We start from the raw sequence: 18,746 nt of genomic DNA, 5'->3' as shown, positions 1-18,746 counted from the left end.
TGTCGCCGCCTGTAAGGTTTCGTGCTATAAGTAGAATACTCCGCACTTTGCACACGCGAGCACAATGAACAATATTGTAGCGTTGTTAGACATGTTAACAACAGTGTCCCCCCACCATGCATTACCCACCGTCCAATCTATTGCGACGCTTCCCAAAGCGCGGAAGTGCGATTTATTCGACGTTTTTCCTGTCGGCTCCTGCTGATCAGGTTCTCGAGATTGGCGAATCATCCAAAGCTAGTGCATTCACTTTAGTGGAGTTGCTGGCGGTGGTGGCAATCATGATCACCATGATTGCGCTGGCAGTTCCAGCCTTTAATGCAATGCGAGGGGCAGGGGATGTCACCAAGGCTGCGTATGACATCTCCGGTGCCATAGAGAGTGCACGCAGTTATGCGATCGCAAATAGCACATACACTTGGATCGGGTTTTACGAAGAAGACGCCGGGGCGCTTTTGGCGACCAACACCAAGCCGCCATATACTGGGAAGGGCCGTGTAGTGGTTGCGGTCGTCTATTCCAAGGACGGAACCACCAATTGCCAGGACTCCAACGCAACATCAACGAATCCCATCCCACTGACGCCCTCTTTGATTGGTCAACTTGGAAGAATAGCCAAAATCGAAAAGGTGCACATGACTGACGTCGGCGCGCCAACAGGAGGGAGTAATGTGACTCTCGATGGAAGGCCCGATTTGCCTTACACTTATGGTTCTGCCAACAGCGTTGATTACCAAAACCGAATCAATAGCGATGACACTCATTCCACTAACGCGACAAAGTACCCTTTTACTGTCCAGGGCTATACTTTTTGGAAGACGATTCGGTTTAATCCACGTGGAGAAGCTAGTATCAATAGCACATATAGCCTCCGCCCACTTACCGAAATAGGATTGCGTCCGACACATGGCAACGCGCCGGATCTAGCCACTAAGAACGTCGCCGTTATCCAACTGACGGGTATCTCCGGCAATACCAAAATCTACAGACGATGAATACCTTCGCCAAATATCAGAAAGTCGGATTTACACTGATCGAGGTAACCCTTGCACTCGGAGTGGCAGGTTTTTGTCTGACTACGCTTTTTGGATTGCTGCCCGTCGCTTTAAATAGCAATCGTGCGGCAATCGAACAGACGGCGGCTAATAGCATTTTATCAGCAGTCATCTCCGATCTAAGAGCCACTCCATCCAGCTTACCTCGTGGAACCGCAGTCAGTTCTCAACAGTATGCCATTGATATCCCTGCTTCGGGTGTTGCAGGAAGCAATACACTCTACTTCAATAGTGAACGCCAGAAAGTAGCCAGCGCCAGTACGGGCCGATACTTGGTGTCCATTTCATTTCTTGCGCCGCCGAGCGGTTCCGGCCCCAAAACAGCTGCCATGGCAGCCATAAGAGTTGCGTGGCCCGCCAGTGCGTCCATTGCTAACGCTGCTGGATCCGTGGAGACTTTCACTGCTTTGGATCGTAACTAGGTAACTCGTATTGAGTTTGAAACTTCGCCAGCCAACTGTTTTCCGAATGCCTCCCAAGACTAACCGTGCATTCACCTTGGTTGAACTGCTTGTTTCCATGGCAGTGCTAACTTTGTTGCTCGTCCTCATATTGCAGCTTTTTAATAGTGCCAATGCCGTCACCAAAATGGGCAATAAGCACATGGACGCAGATGCCCAAGCCAGAGCTTTATTGGACCGAATGGCCATCGACTTCAGCTCCATGGTTAGACGAAGTGATGTAGACTATTATATGAAAGGGCGGCCTTCCAGTAATAGCCAGACAGGCGGGAATGATCAGATTGCGTTTTATAGCGAAGTTAGCGGCTATTCCACGGGATCACCCAGTCCAGTGTCTCTGGTGGCTTATAGACTTCAAAAGAGCAGCAATCGGATCGAGCGCTTAGGAAAGGGATTATTGTGGAACGCGGCTTCCAACACGGATGTGCCAGTTGTATTTCTGCCAATACCCATTGCCTCGCCACTGCCCTCGCCTTTGCCCAGTCCGATGCCCTCCACTGTCCCAAGTCCAGCATGGCCGCAGGCGGCCAACATGGATAGCGATCCAGACTACGAAACTTCGGGGCCGCAAGTTTTTCGATTCGAGTACTATTATGTTCTAAAAGGTCAGGATGTAGCGAATCCTTCCATTTTGAGTGATACTCCATGGGATACTCGCCTTCCCATGAATCACACTTCTGTGAATGGCTTGCAGGATGTCGCTGCAATAGGCGTTGTTATTGCCGTGCTGGATTCACAAAGTCGAGTTCTGGTTACTGATACACAGCTAAGCACATTGGCTGGTCAGATGAATGATTTCAAAAATAGCATGAAGCCAGGGGATCTCGAAAGCCAATGGCAGTCGGCAATCAACGCAAGTAGTCTTCCGCGGGTAACATCGTCAGCGATCCGAATTTACGGTCGATACTTCTACCTCGACTCCCCCAATCCCTAAAATGTCAAAGTTTAAGCACAGCCAGTTTAAGAAATCCAGTGGCGTCGCCTTGATTATTATCCTGGCATTTATCGTTCTGCTGACCGGATTGATCGTGGCGTATTTTTCACGTTCCATGACGGATCGCCAGCTATCCAATAGCAGCTTCAATCAAACCAAGGTGGAGGCATTTGCCAAGAGTGCCACTGACATCATCGTGGGCGATCTCAAACAGGAAATCGTCAACGGATCGACGGCGACTACCATTGGCAATGTGACAACTTACAGTCCGACAGTAGTCGCTAACATACTGCCGATGCGCAGCGGAAATCCTCCCTTGGCAAGTGGTGTCGATCCGATTCCAAATCTTATCCGTATCAGCAGTGCGACAGCCACTATGCCCGCCCCTGGAGTGTCGAGTCACGCTTCGGCCGTCAACTCAGCGACCAATCCCTCCGTCAATGGAAGGTCCGTCAGCCCAGCTCGCTGGAATTCGCATTATCTCATCCCACGCGTTGCAGGAGCGACACCCACTCAAACGACACCGGTGACAGTGTTCACCGCGCCAGATTGGGTGTTTGTGACAACCAAGGGCCCCCAAGTTATCACGGCTCCCACCCCGAGTGTTGTCGGTCGCTATGCATACGCCATCTACGACGAGGGTGGCTTGCTCGATGTCAATGTAGCGGGATATCCTTCGCCTTCCAGTGTTGGACAATATGGAGGAAAAGGAGTTCTCTCCTATGCCGATCTTACGAAAGTAGGACTTTCACCGGGTGCTGTGGATGATCTCATCGGCTGGCGGAATTATGCGACGATGCAGACCACGGGCAGCTTCGCGAGTTTTACCGCTTTGACTCCGGCAAACGCGCTCAATTATTTCAAGGCCGTCACCACCGATGCAACCGGCTTCACAAGGGCCAGTACTAACGTTTGGAATAATCGCACCGACCAGAAATTCCTCAGCCGCCAAGAATTGCTCAATTATAGAATTTCGACACAATTCAGCGCAACCGCCCTTCAGTATCTCGGTACTTTTTCTCGTGAGCTGAATGCACCAAGCTGGAAGCCAACAACTCCGGTCGGCAGCACGATCGATTATGCGGCAGACGCCGACAAGCCCGCTTCGATCAATCGCAACCTACTGGGAATCAGGTTCTCTGCCTCCGGGGTAATTACCAGCTATCATAACGACGGGTCGCTTTATACTTACAACGTAGCCGCAGGGACTCCTTTCATTAGCCGTCGCTTTCCTCTTGGCCGTCTAAATTGGATAGGACCAAGCGGTCCCCAGAATGGTGGGACTGCGGCGAACATCCAAGCCTGTTTTGGGCTATTGTGGAATGCACCGACTGGAATATGGAAGTATGTTGGTGCTAGTGGCACCAGCGAGCAATCCACTATTAAAAAGATTTCCGATATTGCCGCAGAAGCAACAGTTCGCGAGCCTAATTTTTTCGAACTTCTTCAAGCGGGTATTTTATCAGGTTCGCTCGCCATGGAAGCGAATTATTCCCTCGGTGCATCGCCGGCAATAATTATTTTTAACTATAATACAATTCAGGAAGCTTCGCAGCCGCTTCACATTTTTCGAATTGGTGCATCGATCATTTCTCAAACTCAAACAAGCAGCTATCCCATTGTCATTGAGTTCGACCAGAGCGGCCAGCCTTGGCAGGCTTGTGGAGTGGCGAATTTGCCATATCTGAATATGTTTCATTGCCTGACGGGTGCCGATTCCCCGACCAGTCTGGAATGTTATTTGATGTTCGGCTTGTGGAATCCTCATCAGTCGCCTTCGGGAACGGCACCGAGCAGGCCACCGATTCGGCTAAGGGTAAAGGGATCCATCACCGTCGCTAATAACTACGGAAGAAAAACTCCCGGTTATGCGAGAAATCCTTTCAGCGCATCCCCTCTTCCATACAGCTATGTGAAAACTTTGGATGCCACCGTTAATCTTTCCACCGCTGCTGGAGTCGGAGTGAATGGTTTTACCGATCCGCACGCATTGCTTCCGACTGATCTGAGCCCAACACCTGGATCAAGTACTTCGGCGGGTCTCACGTGGGCTGAATTACCATCTATTGGAGGTGTAAGATATGCCGGATATAGGATCCCTGATTTCATCCTCGATCCTACGGATACACAAGCCGCAGCGCGAGTGGAGGAGCCATCCCTATTTCCTCTCGACCCACCATTAGGCCCAGGTCCCGTTTTCTGGGGAGATCTCTGGTTTGCGGTAAATACCAATGTAGCAAGCCCATTCAATTGTTGGTTGGAGTTTCAAAATCCTAATGGAATATGGATCCCTTATAACTACCATGCGGGTATCAATAATCAGGCCGCAACTTGGTTTGCCAAAGGACCTGGATTCAATGCCGGACATATTGAAAGTGCTGCAGGAGTATTCGGAATACAACCAATTGAACCACCTCCCGGATTGCCTGGTGGTTACTATCGAAAAAATTTCTGGGAAACGACAGACCCTCGCTCACTTCGCTTTAATTACACCCAGAATCAAATTTCTTTTGCCGCACCCGAATCCATGAACTACCTCAATAGTTCGCTTTGGTCAGCAGCAACAGATTCGGCTTCTCAAGATAAAGGACGCGTTGGATCACAGGTGGTGCAAAAGCTTTTTGGAACAAAATGGAGTCCTGCTTCATTAAGTCGCAATAACACACCGCCCCCCCCGTCCCCACCGCTGGTTCCAGCTAATCCTGGGCCTTTAGATAATTCTGCTTCATATGCTGCCTACAAGGATCCAGATGGAGTCCAGCGTATAGCTGATAGTGGACTTTATACAGTGCCTCCGAAAACAAACAACTGGGCGGGTGATCCCTATGCCACTTCGACGACACGGGTGAAAGATCGTCCGATGATCCTCAATCGCCTATTTAAGAACGTGGCCGAATTAGGTTATGTAGCCCGCGATTACCCTTGGCGTACTCTGGACCTGTTTTCGCCAGCTACCGCAGACGCCGGGTTGCTGGATCTGTTTACGGTAAACGATATCGATACTAAAATATCAGCAGGGCGGGTAAACTTGAATACCAGAAATGCTGCTGTCCTCAGTGCAGTGCTCTCTGGCGCTATCAAAACAGACCTTCCACAGGCGACAATCTCAGCGGCTGACTCGAAGACTATTGCTGATGCGATAGTCGCAAATACCGTCACCAAACCGCTTGTCAACAAGGCAAGTTTTGTGGAAAATTTTCGATCCCCTTCGGATGCAGATACGAGGTTTACAGCACTGCCGACTCTTTCGATATCAGGCACAGAGGATAACCAGATCAAGCCTCAACGCGAAAGTATCATTCGTGCATTAGCCGATGTTGGACAAACTCGGACATGGAATCTGCTAATTGACGTTATTGCTCAGGCGGGACGCTATCCTTCCGGGGTAACAGCCAGTAGCTCGTTGCTGCCCGACAAGTTTGTCGTTGAGGGCGAGCGCCGCTTCTGGCTCCATGTGGCCATAGACCGTTTCACCGGAGAAGTTATCGATCAACAACTGGAATCGGTCTCGGAATAGAATTTTCTGATATGCGTTATATATTATTCTCGTTAATTGCTGTGTTAATTTCCAACATGTCCATAGCTGCACAGAGCTTGGAGGAAATTCCACCTCCCGCGCCGCCATTGGTGGCCCCAGTTCCGCAAAAAGCTGATTGGACAGTGACCGTGCAACTTCCTCCACTTCTTCCTCCGAAGGATGGCACCACCACACGTCAGGATAAGCGAATCACCAAAGTTCATTCCAATAGAACTGGTAAACTAAGACGAGATCGAGTTTCTGCGGCTGACGGAACGACCGTGGAAAATTGGTATGCAGATACATTACTTCTTTGGCCATCAAATGACGGAGAAGTGGCAGCAAGTGATTTAAGTGGCATTCCCTTGGATACCGAAGATCCCAGCCCCAGTGTTCCGCGTGGTTTTCCAGGCACAGGATGGATAAAACTCGAATATTACGACAAGGTGGTTTTAGTAGAAAAACGACCTTACTATCATTACGTGCATGGAAATACCGAGGCTTGGATTGACGTGGAAACCAAGCTGCCGTTGGCGTATAAATTTTCTAACACACCTTATCGTTACACATTCAATGAACCACCAGTAGAACCATTGATCCTGCCCCTTCCTTACCAAAAAACACTGGATATTTGTGAGAAGGACAGCGCTTACCGAAAACAGGTGGAGAATGATCTTAGAAAGAGGCATTGAAGATGAAAACAACTCTGTTCGTATTGTTGTTAGTGACAGTTAATGCGTTTACTAAACCGATGCCGGAGTCAGTAGTCGTGCCTTTGCCAAAGGCACCGCTAGTTGCTTTGACGCCTGACAATGCAACATGGTCATTTAAACTTCAGACGCCTGCGCTCAAAAAAGGGAAGCCTAGGATAGTTGGCAGTTCTAATATGATTATCAAAGTTCGCACCACCCAAACCGGCCGGTTAAAATTAGAGGAGGTTACTTTTTCGGATAAACACACGACTCAGTATTGGTATGTGGAGGGGACAATTCTAATGAACCAAGCCGATGACGGGCAGTTAATTGCTACCATGGTCGAACCGGATTGGAACAGATTTAACCTGACTGTTCCTACCGGATTTACAGGTTTCCAGTGGTTGAAAAAGGAAAACTATATTGGCGTGGTCGATTTTGATGGGCGTCCAAGTTATCACTATTTGTTTGATAAGGAGGGAGGGGTGAAAAGGGAGGCTTGGGTGGAAGTAAGTACTAACCGACCACTTGCCTTTCGCGAAGGTAATTCAGTTTATGCTTATGCATTTCCAGACGCGACGCCCAAAACTTTGGTGTTACCTGAACGTCTTCAAACGGCATTACAAAAAATACGTAGAGAGGTTGGTTACCGCGATCAGCTTTCTAAGGACATTAAATTAAACCGGTGATTTCTGTTCTGTGAATATTGCCAGAAAATTCTTTTGAAATCTGAAATTCTTTGCCATGTTTGATATTTTAGCGAAGTGTCCATTAGTAGGAATATTGTTACTAATTGGTGGATTTGTGGTTTTCCCGCTTCGAGCCGATGTTAGTTTACCTTCACTGCTTTCCGCGCATGCTGTTTTACAAAAATCCGCTGCAACACGCATTTGGGGGATGGCTGCTCCTAACGAGGCTGTTCATGTTGTCTTAGGGAAGATCAAAGCAGAGACAACTGCGGATGCCAGTGGCCGTTGGCAAACGCAGGTTGATCTGACGCAATCTCCGCAAGGTCCCTTTGACCTTGTCGTTGAGGGGAAAAACAAGATCGTTGTGCCTGATGTCGTTGTCGGCGAGGTCTGGCTTTGTTCGGGGCAGTCCAACATGCAATATGCTCTTCGCGGAGATATCAATGCACCTGTGGAGATAAAGCTAACCAACTCATTTCTACGGCAGTTCAAGGTTGAGATCGCCAGTGCACCTACGCCATTGGACGATTGTAAGGGAAGTTGGATACTGGCGACGCCTGCCACAGTAGGTGACTTCACTGGTGTGGGTTATTATTTTGGAAAGAAACTTCAAACGGAACTCACCGTTCCCGTAGGTCTAATTCATTCCTCAATTCCGGGTAGTGCGATCGAAGTCTGGATGAGTTCCGAAGCTTTTGCGAAACGCCCTGCGATGGACGCCGGACGAGTGAGGCGCCTTGCAACATTCAACGAATATCCCGGTAAATTGGCTGCCTATGTCGCTGCCTTTCAGGCTTGGGTCGCAAAGTATTCACGCGAGGATCAGGCCGTCGATCCAGCATTATTCGCCGCACCTGGAGTGGCAACAGACGATTGGAAGAAGCTCGCACTGCCCGGGAAGGTGGCTGCGTCCGGATTCTCCGCGTCCGGGGCCATCTGGGCCAGGAAAACCGTCAATGTTCCCGCTGTTGGCGCTGGCAAGCCGGGCAATATTACGTTCGGAACAGTCCGCGATTTTGTTACCATTTATTGGAATGGCGTTGAGATAGCTAAGACTAGTCCTGCGAACCCGCCCGCGCTGGGAATCTACAAATTTATCGTTCCTGGCGAGGTCATCAAAGAGGGGGAGAATGTAATCGCTTTGCGAATTTCCGGAGTGTCCGATCAAAACGGATGCGAGAACGGTCTTTCTTGTTCGTTCAATGGTGTTGGGCAGGCTGTTCGATTGGAGGGTGATTGGCTTGCCAAAGTAGAAAATTCTCTGCCAGCGCTTTCTCCTGAAGCTCTGGCCACACTACCAAAGCCACCGGGCGTGCCTAATCCTGCCCTGGCTTGTTACAACTACAACGCGATGATTGCGCCGTTGCTGCATGATACCATTAAAGGCATCATTTGGTATCAAGGCGAGTCGAACGTGAATCGCCCGGATGACTATCGCGTTAGCATCACGGCAATGATTGAAGATTATCGCGAAAAATGGGGAGCTGAACTGCCTTTTTATTTCTGTCAATTGCCGAACTTCCAGCCACGCGACAGTGATCCATCCAAAGGCTGTTGGGCGGATTTAAGGGATGCACAAACTAGCGCCTTGGCTTTGCCAAAAACAGGCATGGCGGTGCTGATCGACGTCGGCGAGGAGGCGAATCTGCACCCACGTAACAAGAAAGATCCTGGTGAAAGATTGGGCCGAATCGCCCTGGCCAAAGACTATGGAAAGCCAATAGCTTTTTCCGGTCCGCATTACGACTCTCTTATAGTCGAAGGTGACAAGCTGCGTCTGAAATTCAGCGAAGTGAATGGAGGACTGATGGCAAAACCACTTCCTGCAACATACAAACCTAATTCCGTGTCACCTGAAACAAAGCCACTCGTTCGACTCAGCCCAAACAGCGAATTGGAAGGATTCGTGATTTGTGGAGATGATCACAAGTGGATTCCGGCAGATGCGAAAATTGATGGAGAGGCCGTCATTGTCTCCTCCACTAACATTAGCAAACCAGTTGCCGCACGTTATTTATGGGCCGACAGCCCCATCGGAAATCTCTATAACGCCGCCACTTTGCCTGCCGCACCCTTTCGAACGGACGAGTTTCCACTGAAAAAGCAACCTTTTGCATTCTAGCTCTGATCTAGCTTATCGATAGTAAGAGAGAGTCTATCAAGCGTCGCTGGAACATCCAATCTGATTTGCGGCCCTGCTAACCATTATGTTTTCCATCTTTTATCTGCCCACGTTTAAAAAAGTTCGGAGGCTCCTCTTCTCTATGTTTGCGCTGGGTGCTGTATTAGCTAACGCTGCCGAGCCGTCAACTCGGGTGGACGAGATAGCTGCGATGCTTCCTGGCGAAGCTAAAAGCTTCGCGCCATCGTTCGATAATCGAGCTGTTTGGGACAAACTTGCCGCAGAGGAAGAATTTCGGATCGCCACAGTCAAGAAGGCTGTTTGGATGTTAACTCAGACAAGTCCTGTGGTAACAGATGCGCAGTGGGATGAGGCTATCAAAACTCGTGACCGGAAAATAGACAACGTTCTCGATATTCGGCGCAATAGGTTAGCCACATTTGTGCTGGCGGAAGGGATGGAGAATAAAGGTCAGTTCATTCCCGCCATTCTCAAGGAAATCGAAACGATCTGTAGCGAACGGTCGTGGATTATGCCCGCTCATCAAAGTTTCACTGGTGAGAATGATCTGGGTTCTGCGATGACATCCTGGAGCGTTTCCACGGCCCTTTCCATGCTTGGAGAGCGAATGCCAGAAGCGCAGCGCAAGGTGGTGAAGGAACAGATCATTGCTCGCGTCATTATGCCGTATCTGGCCCAAGTGCGGGATCCCTCGAAGAAGGCCGACTGGTGGAGGACGAATCCTAACAACTGGAACGCCGTCGTCCATGCAGGGATCGTCGGCTCGGCTCTCACGGTAGTGGATTCTTCCCGTGAAAGAGCGGAGGTGCTTGCGGCAAGCGAGAAGGAACTACCGTTCTATCTAGCTGGTTTTCCGACGGACGGATATTCTCACGAGGGGATGGGCTATTGGAAATACGGGTTCGGACATTACATTTTGCTGGTTGAGACAGTCCGCGCTGCTACCGGTGGAAAGCTCGATTTTTTGAAAGATCCGGTGGCTCGAAAAATTGCAGAATTTCCGCAGCGCTTCGAAGTCGCCCCCGGCATCTACCCGGCCTACGGAGACTGCCAACTTTACGAGCCTCCGATCAGCTGGCTCTACGAAATACTAAGCACTCGTTTTGGCATTGGTCAGAGCAACTCGCGCACGCTTACGCTGGAGAGCACGTTCTTTAATTTTCTCTATGCTTGGGGAGTTAATCTGAGCTTCGAGGCCGGCCCGACCTCGCCAGCTACGCCTGTAAAGCGCCCTCTCCACGAGTGGTTTGATCAAAGTCAGGTCTTGGTCTCTCGATCCGCTCCGGGCGTTTCACCTGCACTAGGTGTTTCGATGAAGGGCGGCAACAATGGCGTCCCACATTCCCATACCGATCTTGGACAATTTGTCGTCACTGTGAATGGCAAGCTAGTCTTGGCTGATCCGGGCGTTACCGATTACAACGCATCAACGATGGGCGCGCAGCGTTACGAGAACAAGGCCATCAATTCCTATGGCCATTCAGTGCCTCTCATCAACGGCAAAATCCAGGGCAACGGCCCCGCCTTTTCGTCGCATGTCGTCGCCACGTCCTTCACTGATAACATGGACAGCGTCACATTGAATCTTCGCGGCGCTTATAACGTCTTCGCTCTCAACGAACTCACCCGCAAACTGGACTTCGATCGTCAGGCTGGCTCGATCACCATCACCGATAAAATGACCGCCGACCGGCCAATTACTTTCGGCACGGCATTGATTACTTATGGCGTGGCTAGGGAAGAATCTCCCGGCGTCTGGATCATCACGCAAGAAGGCCAGTCTCTACGTGCTAAAATAGACGCTGGCGGCGCTGATTTTACCGTCACTCCCGAGCTCCTCAAAGACAAGACCCGCGCTGGAACAGTGAATCGCATCGGGATCAATCTTAAGGACCCCGTCGCTCAAGCCACCGTCATCACTACTATCACTTCGCTTCCATGAAATATCCCTCATCACTTCTATCCCTATTTGCCGTTGCGGTCATCACGCTTCTACCGGGCGGGATGACACATGCCACTACCACGGCTTCCAATCCGAAAATCGTCTCCGACTACACGCTTTCGGTTTATCCAGATCGGGAGGCGGCGATTTATAAACGCGGGGAGCAGGTGGAATTTCAGATTCTAGTGTTAGGAAAAGAACCCACTGATGAGCGCGAAGTCACCTGGAAGATTACCAAAGATGGCGTGCCGCCAATCAAAGAGGGGAAGACCAAGCTGAAATTTGGAAAAGCAATCGTCACGGCAAACCTTGACGAACCCGGCTTTCTAACCTGTGACGTCTCCTTCAACGATGGCAAACAGGATTTGAAAGCCACCGCATCTGCCGGCATCGACCCTACGGAAATCAAACCTAGTATGCCGGAGCCAGCCGATTTCGATGCATTCTGGAATGCGAAAAAAGCCGAACTGGCCGCCATTCCGCTCAATCCTAAGATGACTTCGGTCGAAACGCCTGCTGACCGTCCCGGAGTGGAGACATTTGACTTGCAGGTCGATTGCCTGGGCAAACCTGTCTCCGGTTATTACGCACGGCCTATTGGTGCCAAACCGGGAAGTTGTCCAGCGATGCTCTACGTGGACGGCGCCGGTGTTCGCAATAGCGATAAACTCGCCGCCATCCGCCCGGCTGGTCGGGGACTGATTGCGCTGGCGATCAATGCGCACGGCATTCCGAACGGGCAACCAGCAGAATTTTACACCGCGCTGGATCTCGGCGAACTCAAAAACTACCGGAAAGAAGGCAGCAGCTCCCGCGACACCTGCTATTTCCTCGGCATGTATCTTCGCGTAAAGAGAGCACTCGATTTTCTAACCTCACAGCCCGAGTGGGATGGAAAAATTCTCGTCCTAAACGGTGGCAGCCAGGGTGGGGGACAGGCTATTGCCGGAGCGGCGCTCGATCCACGGGTCTCCCTCTTGGTGGCCATGATCCCCGGCATGTGCGATCACACTGGCATGGTGGCGGGCCGGATCGCCGGGTGGCCCAAACTCGTTCCGTTGGATGCTGCCGGCAAACCAGATCCGATTGTTCTGGGGGTAGCCCGGTATTTCGACTGCGTAAACTTCGCACCGCGCATCAAAGCTCAGACGATATACTGGATCGGGTTCAATGATATTATAACGCCGCCGACCAGCCAGTTTGCGGCTTACAACGCTATCAAAGCTCCGAAAAAACTTATCACCGCGCCTGAATATGGCCATGGGGGAGAGGCTCCCAATTTTTGGCCGATGATCGGGGATATGATCTATAATACGGTGGCTGAGCAACAGAAAAAAGCTCAGGGCCAAGCTCATTGATCGACTTGTCGTGGCACCCACAGAACACACCATTTTCTCTTTCACAACCGAACTACATAAACCATGAACATCCATCCTCTGAAATACAACGCCACCAATCTTGGTAAACTTCCTCTTTTTCGCGTGGCGGTACTAGCGATATCCAGCATCTTTGCGTCGATGGTTTCCTCGCAGGGACAAGTCATCGTCAGCGATGATTTCGAGAAGGCGGCCGAATCTCAAAACACATCGACGATTGAATCGAAGACATTCTGGGAGACGTCAGATAACAGAAGCTTGCTCGGCACCGTCACCGATCCCACTGGACTGAACAGCGGGAAGGTTCTCTCCGTAGGAAATGGTCTCGCGTTTGCCCGTATTCCCGAAACAGCACTGGAAGTGGGTAGTTCCATCGTTTTCTCGATGCGCTTTAGATCTCGTGACGAGGAAATACTCTATCCCGCCCCTCTACGAATAGGGATCTGCGAGAATAAGGACGATAGCCCAGATAAAGGCGATACGGCCGGATACTGGTTAAGCACGGGACCGGGTGCGGATAGGAAATCCAGCATCTCCTTGGAATTGAATTCGGACTCGGCCATCGGTGGAGGCAATGATGGCGTTGGCATCGGGGGAGCATTTGTCCCCGGTTATGATTGGCTGAAACCTCATCGACTCGTGATAAAGGTTATGCGGCCTACTGAGGCTGCGATCGAAATTCATCTCCAGTTTGACGATGATGCGGAGATCGTTCGGACGGACTCGAAATCGTCAGTCACGAAGTTTAATCTGATCGCCATGCGCGTCGCAAACACGCCGAAGAGCTGCGTGCTGTTTGATGACATTAAAGTCGAGTTGGTAAAGACTCCAAAATAGCTTGATCGCATATCAGCCATGATCCGTTTTTTGCCCACACGAGTAGTTGCCATGTTGTTCGTTGGTATGTGCCTGTCGGCGCAGGCGATGGAGAACGGAGGATTGGAAAAAGGCCTGGAGGGATGGGGCGTAAACGTGATCCCGGCAGCCTCCGCTGAGGTATTGAAAGAAGCTGCTTCGATGGGCGAATTCGGATTGCGGCTGAAAATCGCCTCCCAGCCGACATCTGGCGAAATTATTAGCCCCAAAATTGAAGTAGCTGCCGGTAAATCCTATTTGGCGAAATATTGGAGCGGCGGTGGGGGGGCACAACCCGCCAACGCCTCCATCGAGATGGTTTTCTTTGACGAACACGGGAACGCGCTTCCCCCGCCAGTTGCGCCCGCTGGTAAGAAAGCACGCACCGCGGCCACCGGTGGAGCGAATTGGAATCCGGGTGAATTGGCTGCGGTCGCTCCCGAAAACGCCCACACCCTGGGCGTGCGGATCAAGCCGATGTCGGGCCCGCCCGGGAGTGCGGTGGATTTCGACGACCTAACCATCGACGAGATGCCGGCTTCTAGTCCAGTCTCCCCGTTGCCCGTGGACTCGCCCCGCATTCAGGAGTTAAAGGCGGAGATCCAGCGCGATCCCACTCGCGGAAAGACCCCGCCGAAAATCGTGCTCAAACTGGACGACCTGAAACCTGCCAGTGGCGGAACTGTCAGCCAGCAATGGCTCCGGGTAGCGGATTTCGCGAAGGAAAAGAACATAAAAATTTCCGTAGGGATCATCGCGGAAGGGCTGGAACCGGATTCACCGGCCTTCATCCAATGGATTCAGGAAGAGAATGCTGCCAAACGAATCGAGTTCTGGAACCACGGATGGGACCACGCCGCCGGGGAAAAGATGATTCGCGAATTCTCGGGCCAACCATACGAGCGTCAGAAGGATCATTTTTCCCGTGCCAACGAAATCGCCCGCAAAAAGCTGGGTTTCGCATTCACGAGCTTCGGGGCTCCTTTCAATATCACTGATGCTGCCACCGTTCGGATGCTCACGGAAGAACCAACCATCACGGTCTGGCTTTACGGAGATCCGAAAAATCCCGCAGGCAAGATTGTTCTAGGAAATGGAGTGGTCACGATTGAGACGCGAGCCAGGCCGGATTTCGAGGCATTTCTCGAGGCCTATGCCCACAATCGCGGGACGGATTATTTTGTCATGCAAGGCCACCCAGGCGGTTGGAAGGATGACAATTTCGAGCAGTTCCGAATGATGGTGGATTTTCTAATCGATCAAAAAGCGCAGTTCGTTTTTCCAAGGGATTTTATAGTGAACAATAGAGCGATCCACAAGTGACGCGTATTGACATTGAAGGATAGGCGACTCAGACGGGCGCAACGTAGTTTCGTGGCCCACCCAAACGTAAGAAACGGACATAGACTTGCCACGCGGCGAGCAACGCCACCAGTGCCAGCAGGCCACCAAAGACAAAAGTATAGCGATAGTTTCTTCCGGTCAGGTCCACCACCGCACCCATCGCCGGCCCGATGGCCATCATGCTCATGGAAGCGCATAAACCTGCCGCCGAGCTGAACTGCCCAAACTTGGACCGGGGAAAGAGGCGTTGTCCCAGCGAAGCGAAGCTGGTGAAATAACATCCAGAAAGAACACCATGTGCTACCAGAGCGATGGCAAAGCTCGTCGGGGTTTTCACCCAAATGGTTGCGGCCACTGCCACCACGAAATAACCCGCAAGTGAGGCCATGCTAACTCGCATAGGGTGAAACCGGTCGGCCAGCCACCCGAGGGGATAGGCCAGGGAAAACGAGATCGCGAAAGTCACCGCGAGGCAGTGACCGTAGGCCGTCATGTCCATACCTAGGCTGCCCGCATAGGGGATGGCAAAAGCGTTGACGGGCACAAACGCCAGCGTTCCCATCATTAACATCACGAAGACAAACAAGTAATAGGGCTGGCTGAAGCTCTCTTTGAAATACGCCGCGACTTCGCCAGCCCGTCCACGAGAAATTGTTTTAGGTTGCTCTGGGGGAGGATACGAGCCTTCTTTTACTTTCAGGCAAACCCACATGAACGCAGTCCCGTAGAACACTCCGATGATTACCAAAATCAGGGTAAAATGCGTGGGCACTTTTCCCATGATCCACCAATTAAAAATGACACCATCAAGCAGATTCACAGCGCGAAACAATCCATAAAATCGGCCTAACAATTCCGGCGGAACCACGTCATTAATCAAGCCGCCAAAGACCGATTGCCCGATGATCGTTGCCAATTCAAATGCAGTCCAAAAAACGGTAAAACACACGACTGATATGACCATCTTGTTCTCCAGCATCGAGAGTAACCAGAGGCCGGATGTCGAGTCGCCAATAGCACGATGCAACCACCCGCCAACCGGGCTTCCCGCCGCCCCCAAACCGTGCAACCAATTCGCCAGTAGAGGCGTGAGGCCCAGTCCGATCATGCCGAAAGCCGCAAATGGCGTCGTTACTAACAAGAAAGGAATTCGCCGGCCAAATTTCCCTCGGTGCCGATCCGATTTCACGGCGATGATCGGACCAAGAATCAAGCCTAGTAGAGCTGGAAACGAGGTTAGTAAGAGGCCGAAGACTACATTCGGCACTTTTAAGTTACTGAGATACCATTGCGCCATCGGTGCCACTGAGCGATCCCGCATCGACCAGGCAAAATCTCCGCACAGAAGCCAGCCGAACACCGCAACCAGACCGGCCATGGTGTAGGTAAGCGTGCCAACATTCCAAGTTTTTGGAGCCTTCGGCTGTGCAGGAGAAGGCGGTTCTGCTGGAGGCAAAGGAATCGAGGAGGGGATTCGAGACATTTTAGGGGGAGAACCAGAAAGGAGAAAGGTTCGGCCCAGAATTCACCAACCCACAAGCAAGTCAATCAATTGGTATTCCTAACGATAGAACGAACCTCTGCGACGATAATCGCTAAGGCACACTCAATCGATCCGTATCCCGGATTCGATACCAACACAACAAGTCGGTGACGTGAGGAATTTCTGGCCCTTTTCCGGCTGGTGAATCGAGATAACAAAATGCCGCAGCCGAAAAAGCGAAAGGTTTGAGCCGCTCTGGATTCCAAGGATTCACAAACTGGAAACGAAGACGTTTCTGAAAGTGGATGGCATCGTCTTCATGAGCTCGATACATGGCGACGCTCGAATTCAAAGCGTCCTTGGAGGTGACGCCATGCAATTCTCCGGCAAAGATGCCTTCGCGAAAATACCATCCACCGAGAAAATAATCTTCCAGACCTGTCCCAATAATTCGCGGCACATCCCAATCGTCATCGATCGAAATGTATTCCGGCGCTTCCAAAAAACTTAGGTAGTGCTTTTCTTCTGCCTGAGCCGAAAGGACGCATCCGACAAAATGTCCTCGCCCCGTTATCTCAAAGATCTCAACCGGATCAGGTCCTGCATTTTTCCCGGTTCGAAATTGCGTGTGAAAATAACCGACATCCGGTACGACTTCCGGCGTGATCTGATAAAGCACATTTGCGAAAATGTCGGTGTCGATCCGTTCATCTTTGTTTTCAAACTCGATCCGAAAACTTTTTCGAAAAGGCATCGGAAATTTGCAATAGAAGCCCCCACTCGACATACCAAAATAGCGCGAGGTGAAGTTCGAAATTTCGCAGAGTCCATTCCCAAAGAAATCACCCACCGGACACTCCACCGCAGCCACATCTTCACCATCCCAATAAATTCGCAGGATGAGGGTTTTCAAAAGAGATTGAGAAGTGAGGCGAGTTCGATCCCAATGTTCCCAAAACCAACCGGGAAATGTAATCCACAACTGGGTGATGCGCCCTTGTCCAAAGACCGTGGGAAGGGAGGCAGTTTGCCCAGCCTTGAGAGGGATTGTCTTGGATTTTTCCGCAATGTTAAAAGTAGTCAGTTGATGGGTTATTTCCTCTCTGAAATTGCTAATATCCATTTCGGATTCTACTCCAATTTTGGAAGGACGGTTGTTGAAAAGGAACTGATCTTTCCAAAAGTCGTGCTATATATAGAATCATGATCTCCTCTGGACGCGTTACTCAACAGGATATTGCCAACCGCGCAGGTGTGCATATTACCACAGTCTCATTGGCCCTTCGCGATAGTCGGCGACTGCCTCCAGCAACTCGGGAGCGGATTCAAACCATGGCCGCAGAAATGGGCTATTGCCCCGATCCCATGTTGTCTGCGTTGACAGTTTATCGTGAGCGATTGAAGCGCACACGCCATCAAGGGGTAATTGCGTGGATGTGTCCCGTGGTCAAAAAAGGGCAGGTCAGCCCCAATAACCTCGAATATCGCAAAGGAGCCGAAGCACGCTGCGCTGAAATAGGTTATGAATTGGAGGATTTTTCTCTTGGTCGATTGGGAAAATCAAGACTCGCCAGCATTCTGCGAGTTCGGAATATCCAGGGATTGTTGATTCCGCCGCAATCCTTTAACCGGTCGCACATCAACTTTGAATGGGATAGCTTTTCGGCGGTGTGTTTCGGCTTTTCACTGGCTCGGCCCAAACTTCATCTCATTACCAATGCCCAATATCGGTCAGCGTGCATGGCGGTACGTGCTTTGCGTGCGCATGGTTATCGTCGCATAGGCTTTGTGACAACTCATTCCACGGATGAGCGCACAGATAGAAACTTTTCTTCAGGGTTCTGGTCGGAACAACGTCGCTTCAAGCCGGAAGAGCGCATTAGGATGCTGACACTAGAGGGAAATACCCAAAACGAATTGGCTGACTTCGAGAAATGGTATCACGAGTGCTTGCCAGAAGTTATTCTTTCACATCATGCGCCAGTTTTGCAATTTATGAAGAAGTTGGAAATTGATCTAAATGAATGTGGATACGCGTCACTCGATTTAGTGACGCCAGACGGTTCGATCGCTGGAATTTATCAAAACTACCCTCTACTAGGTCGCGCTGCAGTCAACTATCTGGTGGATATGATCCACGGCAACCAGAGGGGTGTTCCCGCACAACGCTTTCAAATTCTAATTGAAGGCTCATGGGTTGAGGGCGAGACCTTGCGAAACAAGGTAGTTGGCCCGGTTCAAATATAAAATAATCA

At 50.8% G+C, this 18,746-nt stretch carries 14 protein-coding genes; 12 read left to right on the top strand and 2 right to left on the bottom strand.

Features of this window, described 5'->3' with window-relative positions:
* The first annotated feature begins 116 nt into the window (after positions 1-116).
* From ABIT76_09675 to ABIT76_09625, 11 genes are all read left to right on the top strand, one after another.
* Positions 117-995, top strand: coding sequence for a hypothetical protein (locus tag ABIT76_09675; GenBank protein MEO7933413.1), 879 nt, complete (start codon positions 117-119; stop codon positions 993-995).
* A complete protein-coding gene (locus ABIT76_09670) occupies positions 992-1,477 on the top strand; it encodes a hypothetical protein (protein ID MEO7933412.1) in 486 nt (161 codons plus the stop codon). The genes ABIT76_09675 and ABIT76_09670 overlap by 4 nt, the downstream gene beginning before the upstream one ends.
* A gap of 16 nt (positions 1,478-1,493) precedes the next feature.
* Entirely contained in the window at positions 1,494-2,450 is a 957-nt protein-coding gene (locus ABIT76_09665) for a prepilin-type N-terminal cleavage/methylation domain-containing protein (protein ID MEO7933411.1), read from the top strand.
* 1 nt (position 2,451) lies between these two features.
* Positions 2,452-5,967 carry a hypothetical protein gene (locus tag ABIT76_09660; GenBank protein ID MEO7933410.1) on the top strand — a complete coding sequence of 1,172 codons (3,516 nt, stop codon included), beginning with the start codon at positions 2,452-2,454 and terminating at the stop codon, positions 5,965-5,967.
* A gap of 56 nt (positions 5,968-6,023) precedes the next feature.
* Positions 6,024-6,659, top strand: a complete 636-nt coding sequence (locus ABIT76_09655; protein MEO7933409.1) for a hypothetical protein — start codon at positions 6,024-6,026, stop codon at positions 6,657-6,659.
* Positions 6,660-6,661: 2 nt separating this feature from the next.
* Complete coding sequence (locus tag ABIT76_09650; protein ID MEO7933408.1) at positions 6,662-7,348, top strand: hypothetical protein; 687 nt, start codon at positions 6,662-6,664, stop codon at positions 7,346-7,348.
* Positions 7,349-7,403: 55 nt separating this feature from the next.
* The gene (locus ABIT76_09645) at positions 7,404-9,470 is read left to right on the top strand and encodes a sialate O-acetylesterase (protein ID MEO7933407.1); all 2,067 of its coding nucleotides are present in this window, start codon (positions 7,404-7,406) and stop codon (positions 9,468-9,470) included.
* Positions 9,471-9,555: 85 nt separating this feature from the next.
* Positions 9,556-11,433 carry a hypothetical protein gene (locus ABIT76_09640; GenBank protein MEO7933406.1) on the top strand — a complete coding sequence of 626 codons (1,878 nt, stop codon included), beginning with the start codon at positions 9,556-9,558 and terminating at the stop codon, positions 11,431-11,433.
* On the top strand, positions 11,430-12,791 hold the full coding sequence (locus ABIT76_09635; protein ID MEO7933405.1) for an acetylxylan esterase: 1,362 nt from the start codon (positions 11,430-11,432) through the stop codon (positions 12,789-12,791). The genes ABIT76_09640 and ABIT76_09635 overlap by 4 nt, the downstream gene beginning before the upstream one ends.
* 63 nt (positions 12,792-12,854) lie before the next feature.
* A complete protein-coding gene (locus ABIT76_09630) occupies positions 12,855-13,646 on the top strand; it encodes a hypothetical protein (protein MEO7933404.1) in 792 nt (263 codons plus the stop codon).
* Between the two features lie 51 nt (positions 13,647-13,697).
* Entirely contained in the window at positions 13,698-14,987 is a 1,290-nt protein-coding gene (locus tag ABIT76_09625; protein ID MEO7933403.1) for a DUF2334 domain-containing protein, read from the top strand.
* Positions 14,988-15,015: 28 nt separating this feature from the next.
* Here the strand turns inward: ABIT76_09625 and ABIT76_09620 are convergent, their stop codons facing one another.
* Together ABIT76_09620 and ABIT76_09615 are read right to left on the bottom strand one after the other, a co-directional pair.
* Positions 15,016-16,491 carry an MFS transporter gene (locus ABIT76_09620; protein MEO7933402.1) on the bottom strand — a complete coding sequence of 492 codons (1,476 nt, stop codon included), beginning with the start codon at positions 16,489-16,491 and terminating at the stop codon, positions 15,016-15,018.
* Positions 16,492-16,603: 112 nt separating this feature from the next.
* The gene (locus ABIT76_09615; GenBank protein MEO7933401.1) at positions 16,604-17,614 is read right to left on the bottom strand and encodes a glycoside hydrolase family 172 protein; all 1,011 of its coding nucleotides are present in this window, start codon (positions 17,612-17,614) and stop codon (positions 16,604-16,606) included.
* Positions 17,615-17,694: 80 nt separating this feature from the next.
* Here ABIT76_09615 and ABIT76_09610 point away from each other — a divergent pair, with 80 nt between their 5' ends.
* Positions 17,695-18,738: a LacI family DNA-binding transcriptional regulator gene (locus tag ABIT76_09610; GenBank protein ID MEO7933400.1), complete on the top strand. Its 1,044-nt coding sequence runs from the start codon at positions 17,695-17,697 to the stop codon at positions 18,736-18,738.
* Positions 18,739-18,746: the final 8 nt, after the last annotated feature.

It is taken from the genome of Chthoniobacterales bacterium (genome assembly GCA_039930045.1).
GTDB lineage: Bacteria > Verrucomicrobiota > Verrucomicrobiia > Chthoniobacterales > DASVRZ01 > DASVRZ01.
The sequence above is the reverse complement of the archived record's forward strand: the minus strand, read 5'-3'. Positions and strand labels throughout refer to the sequence as shown.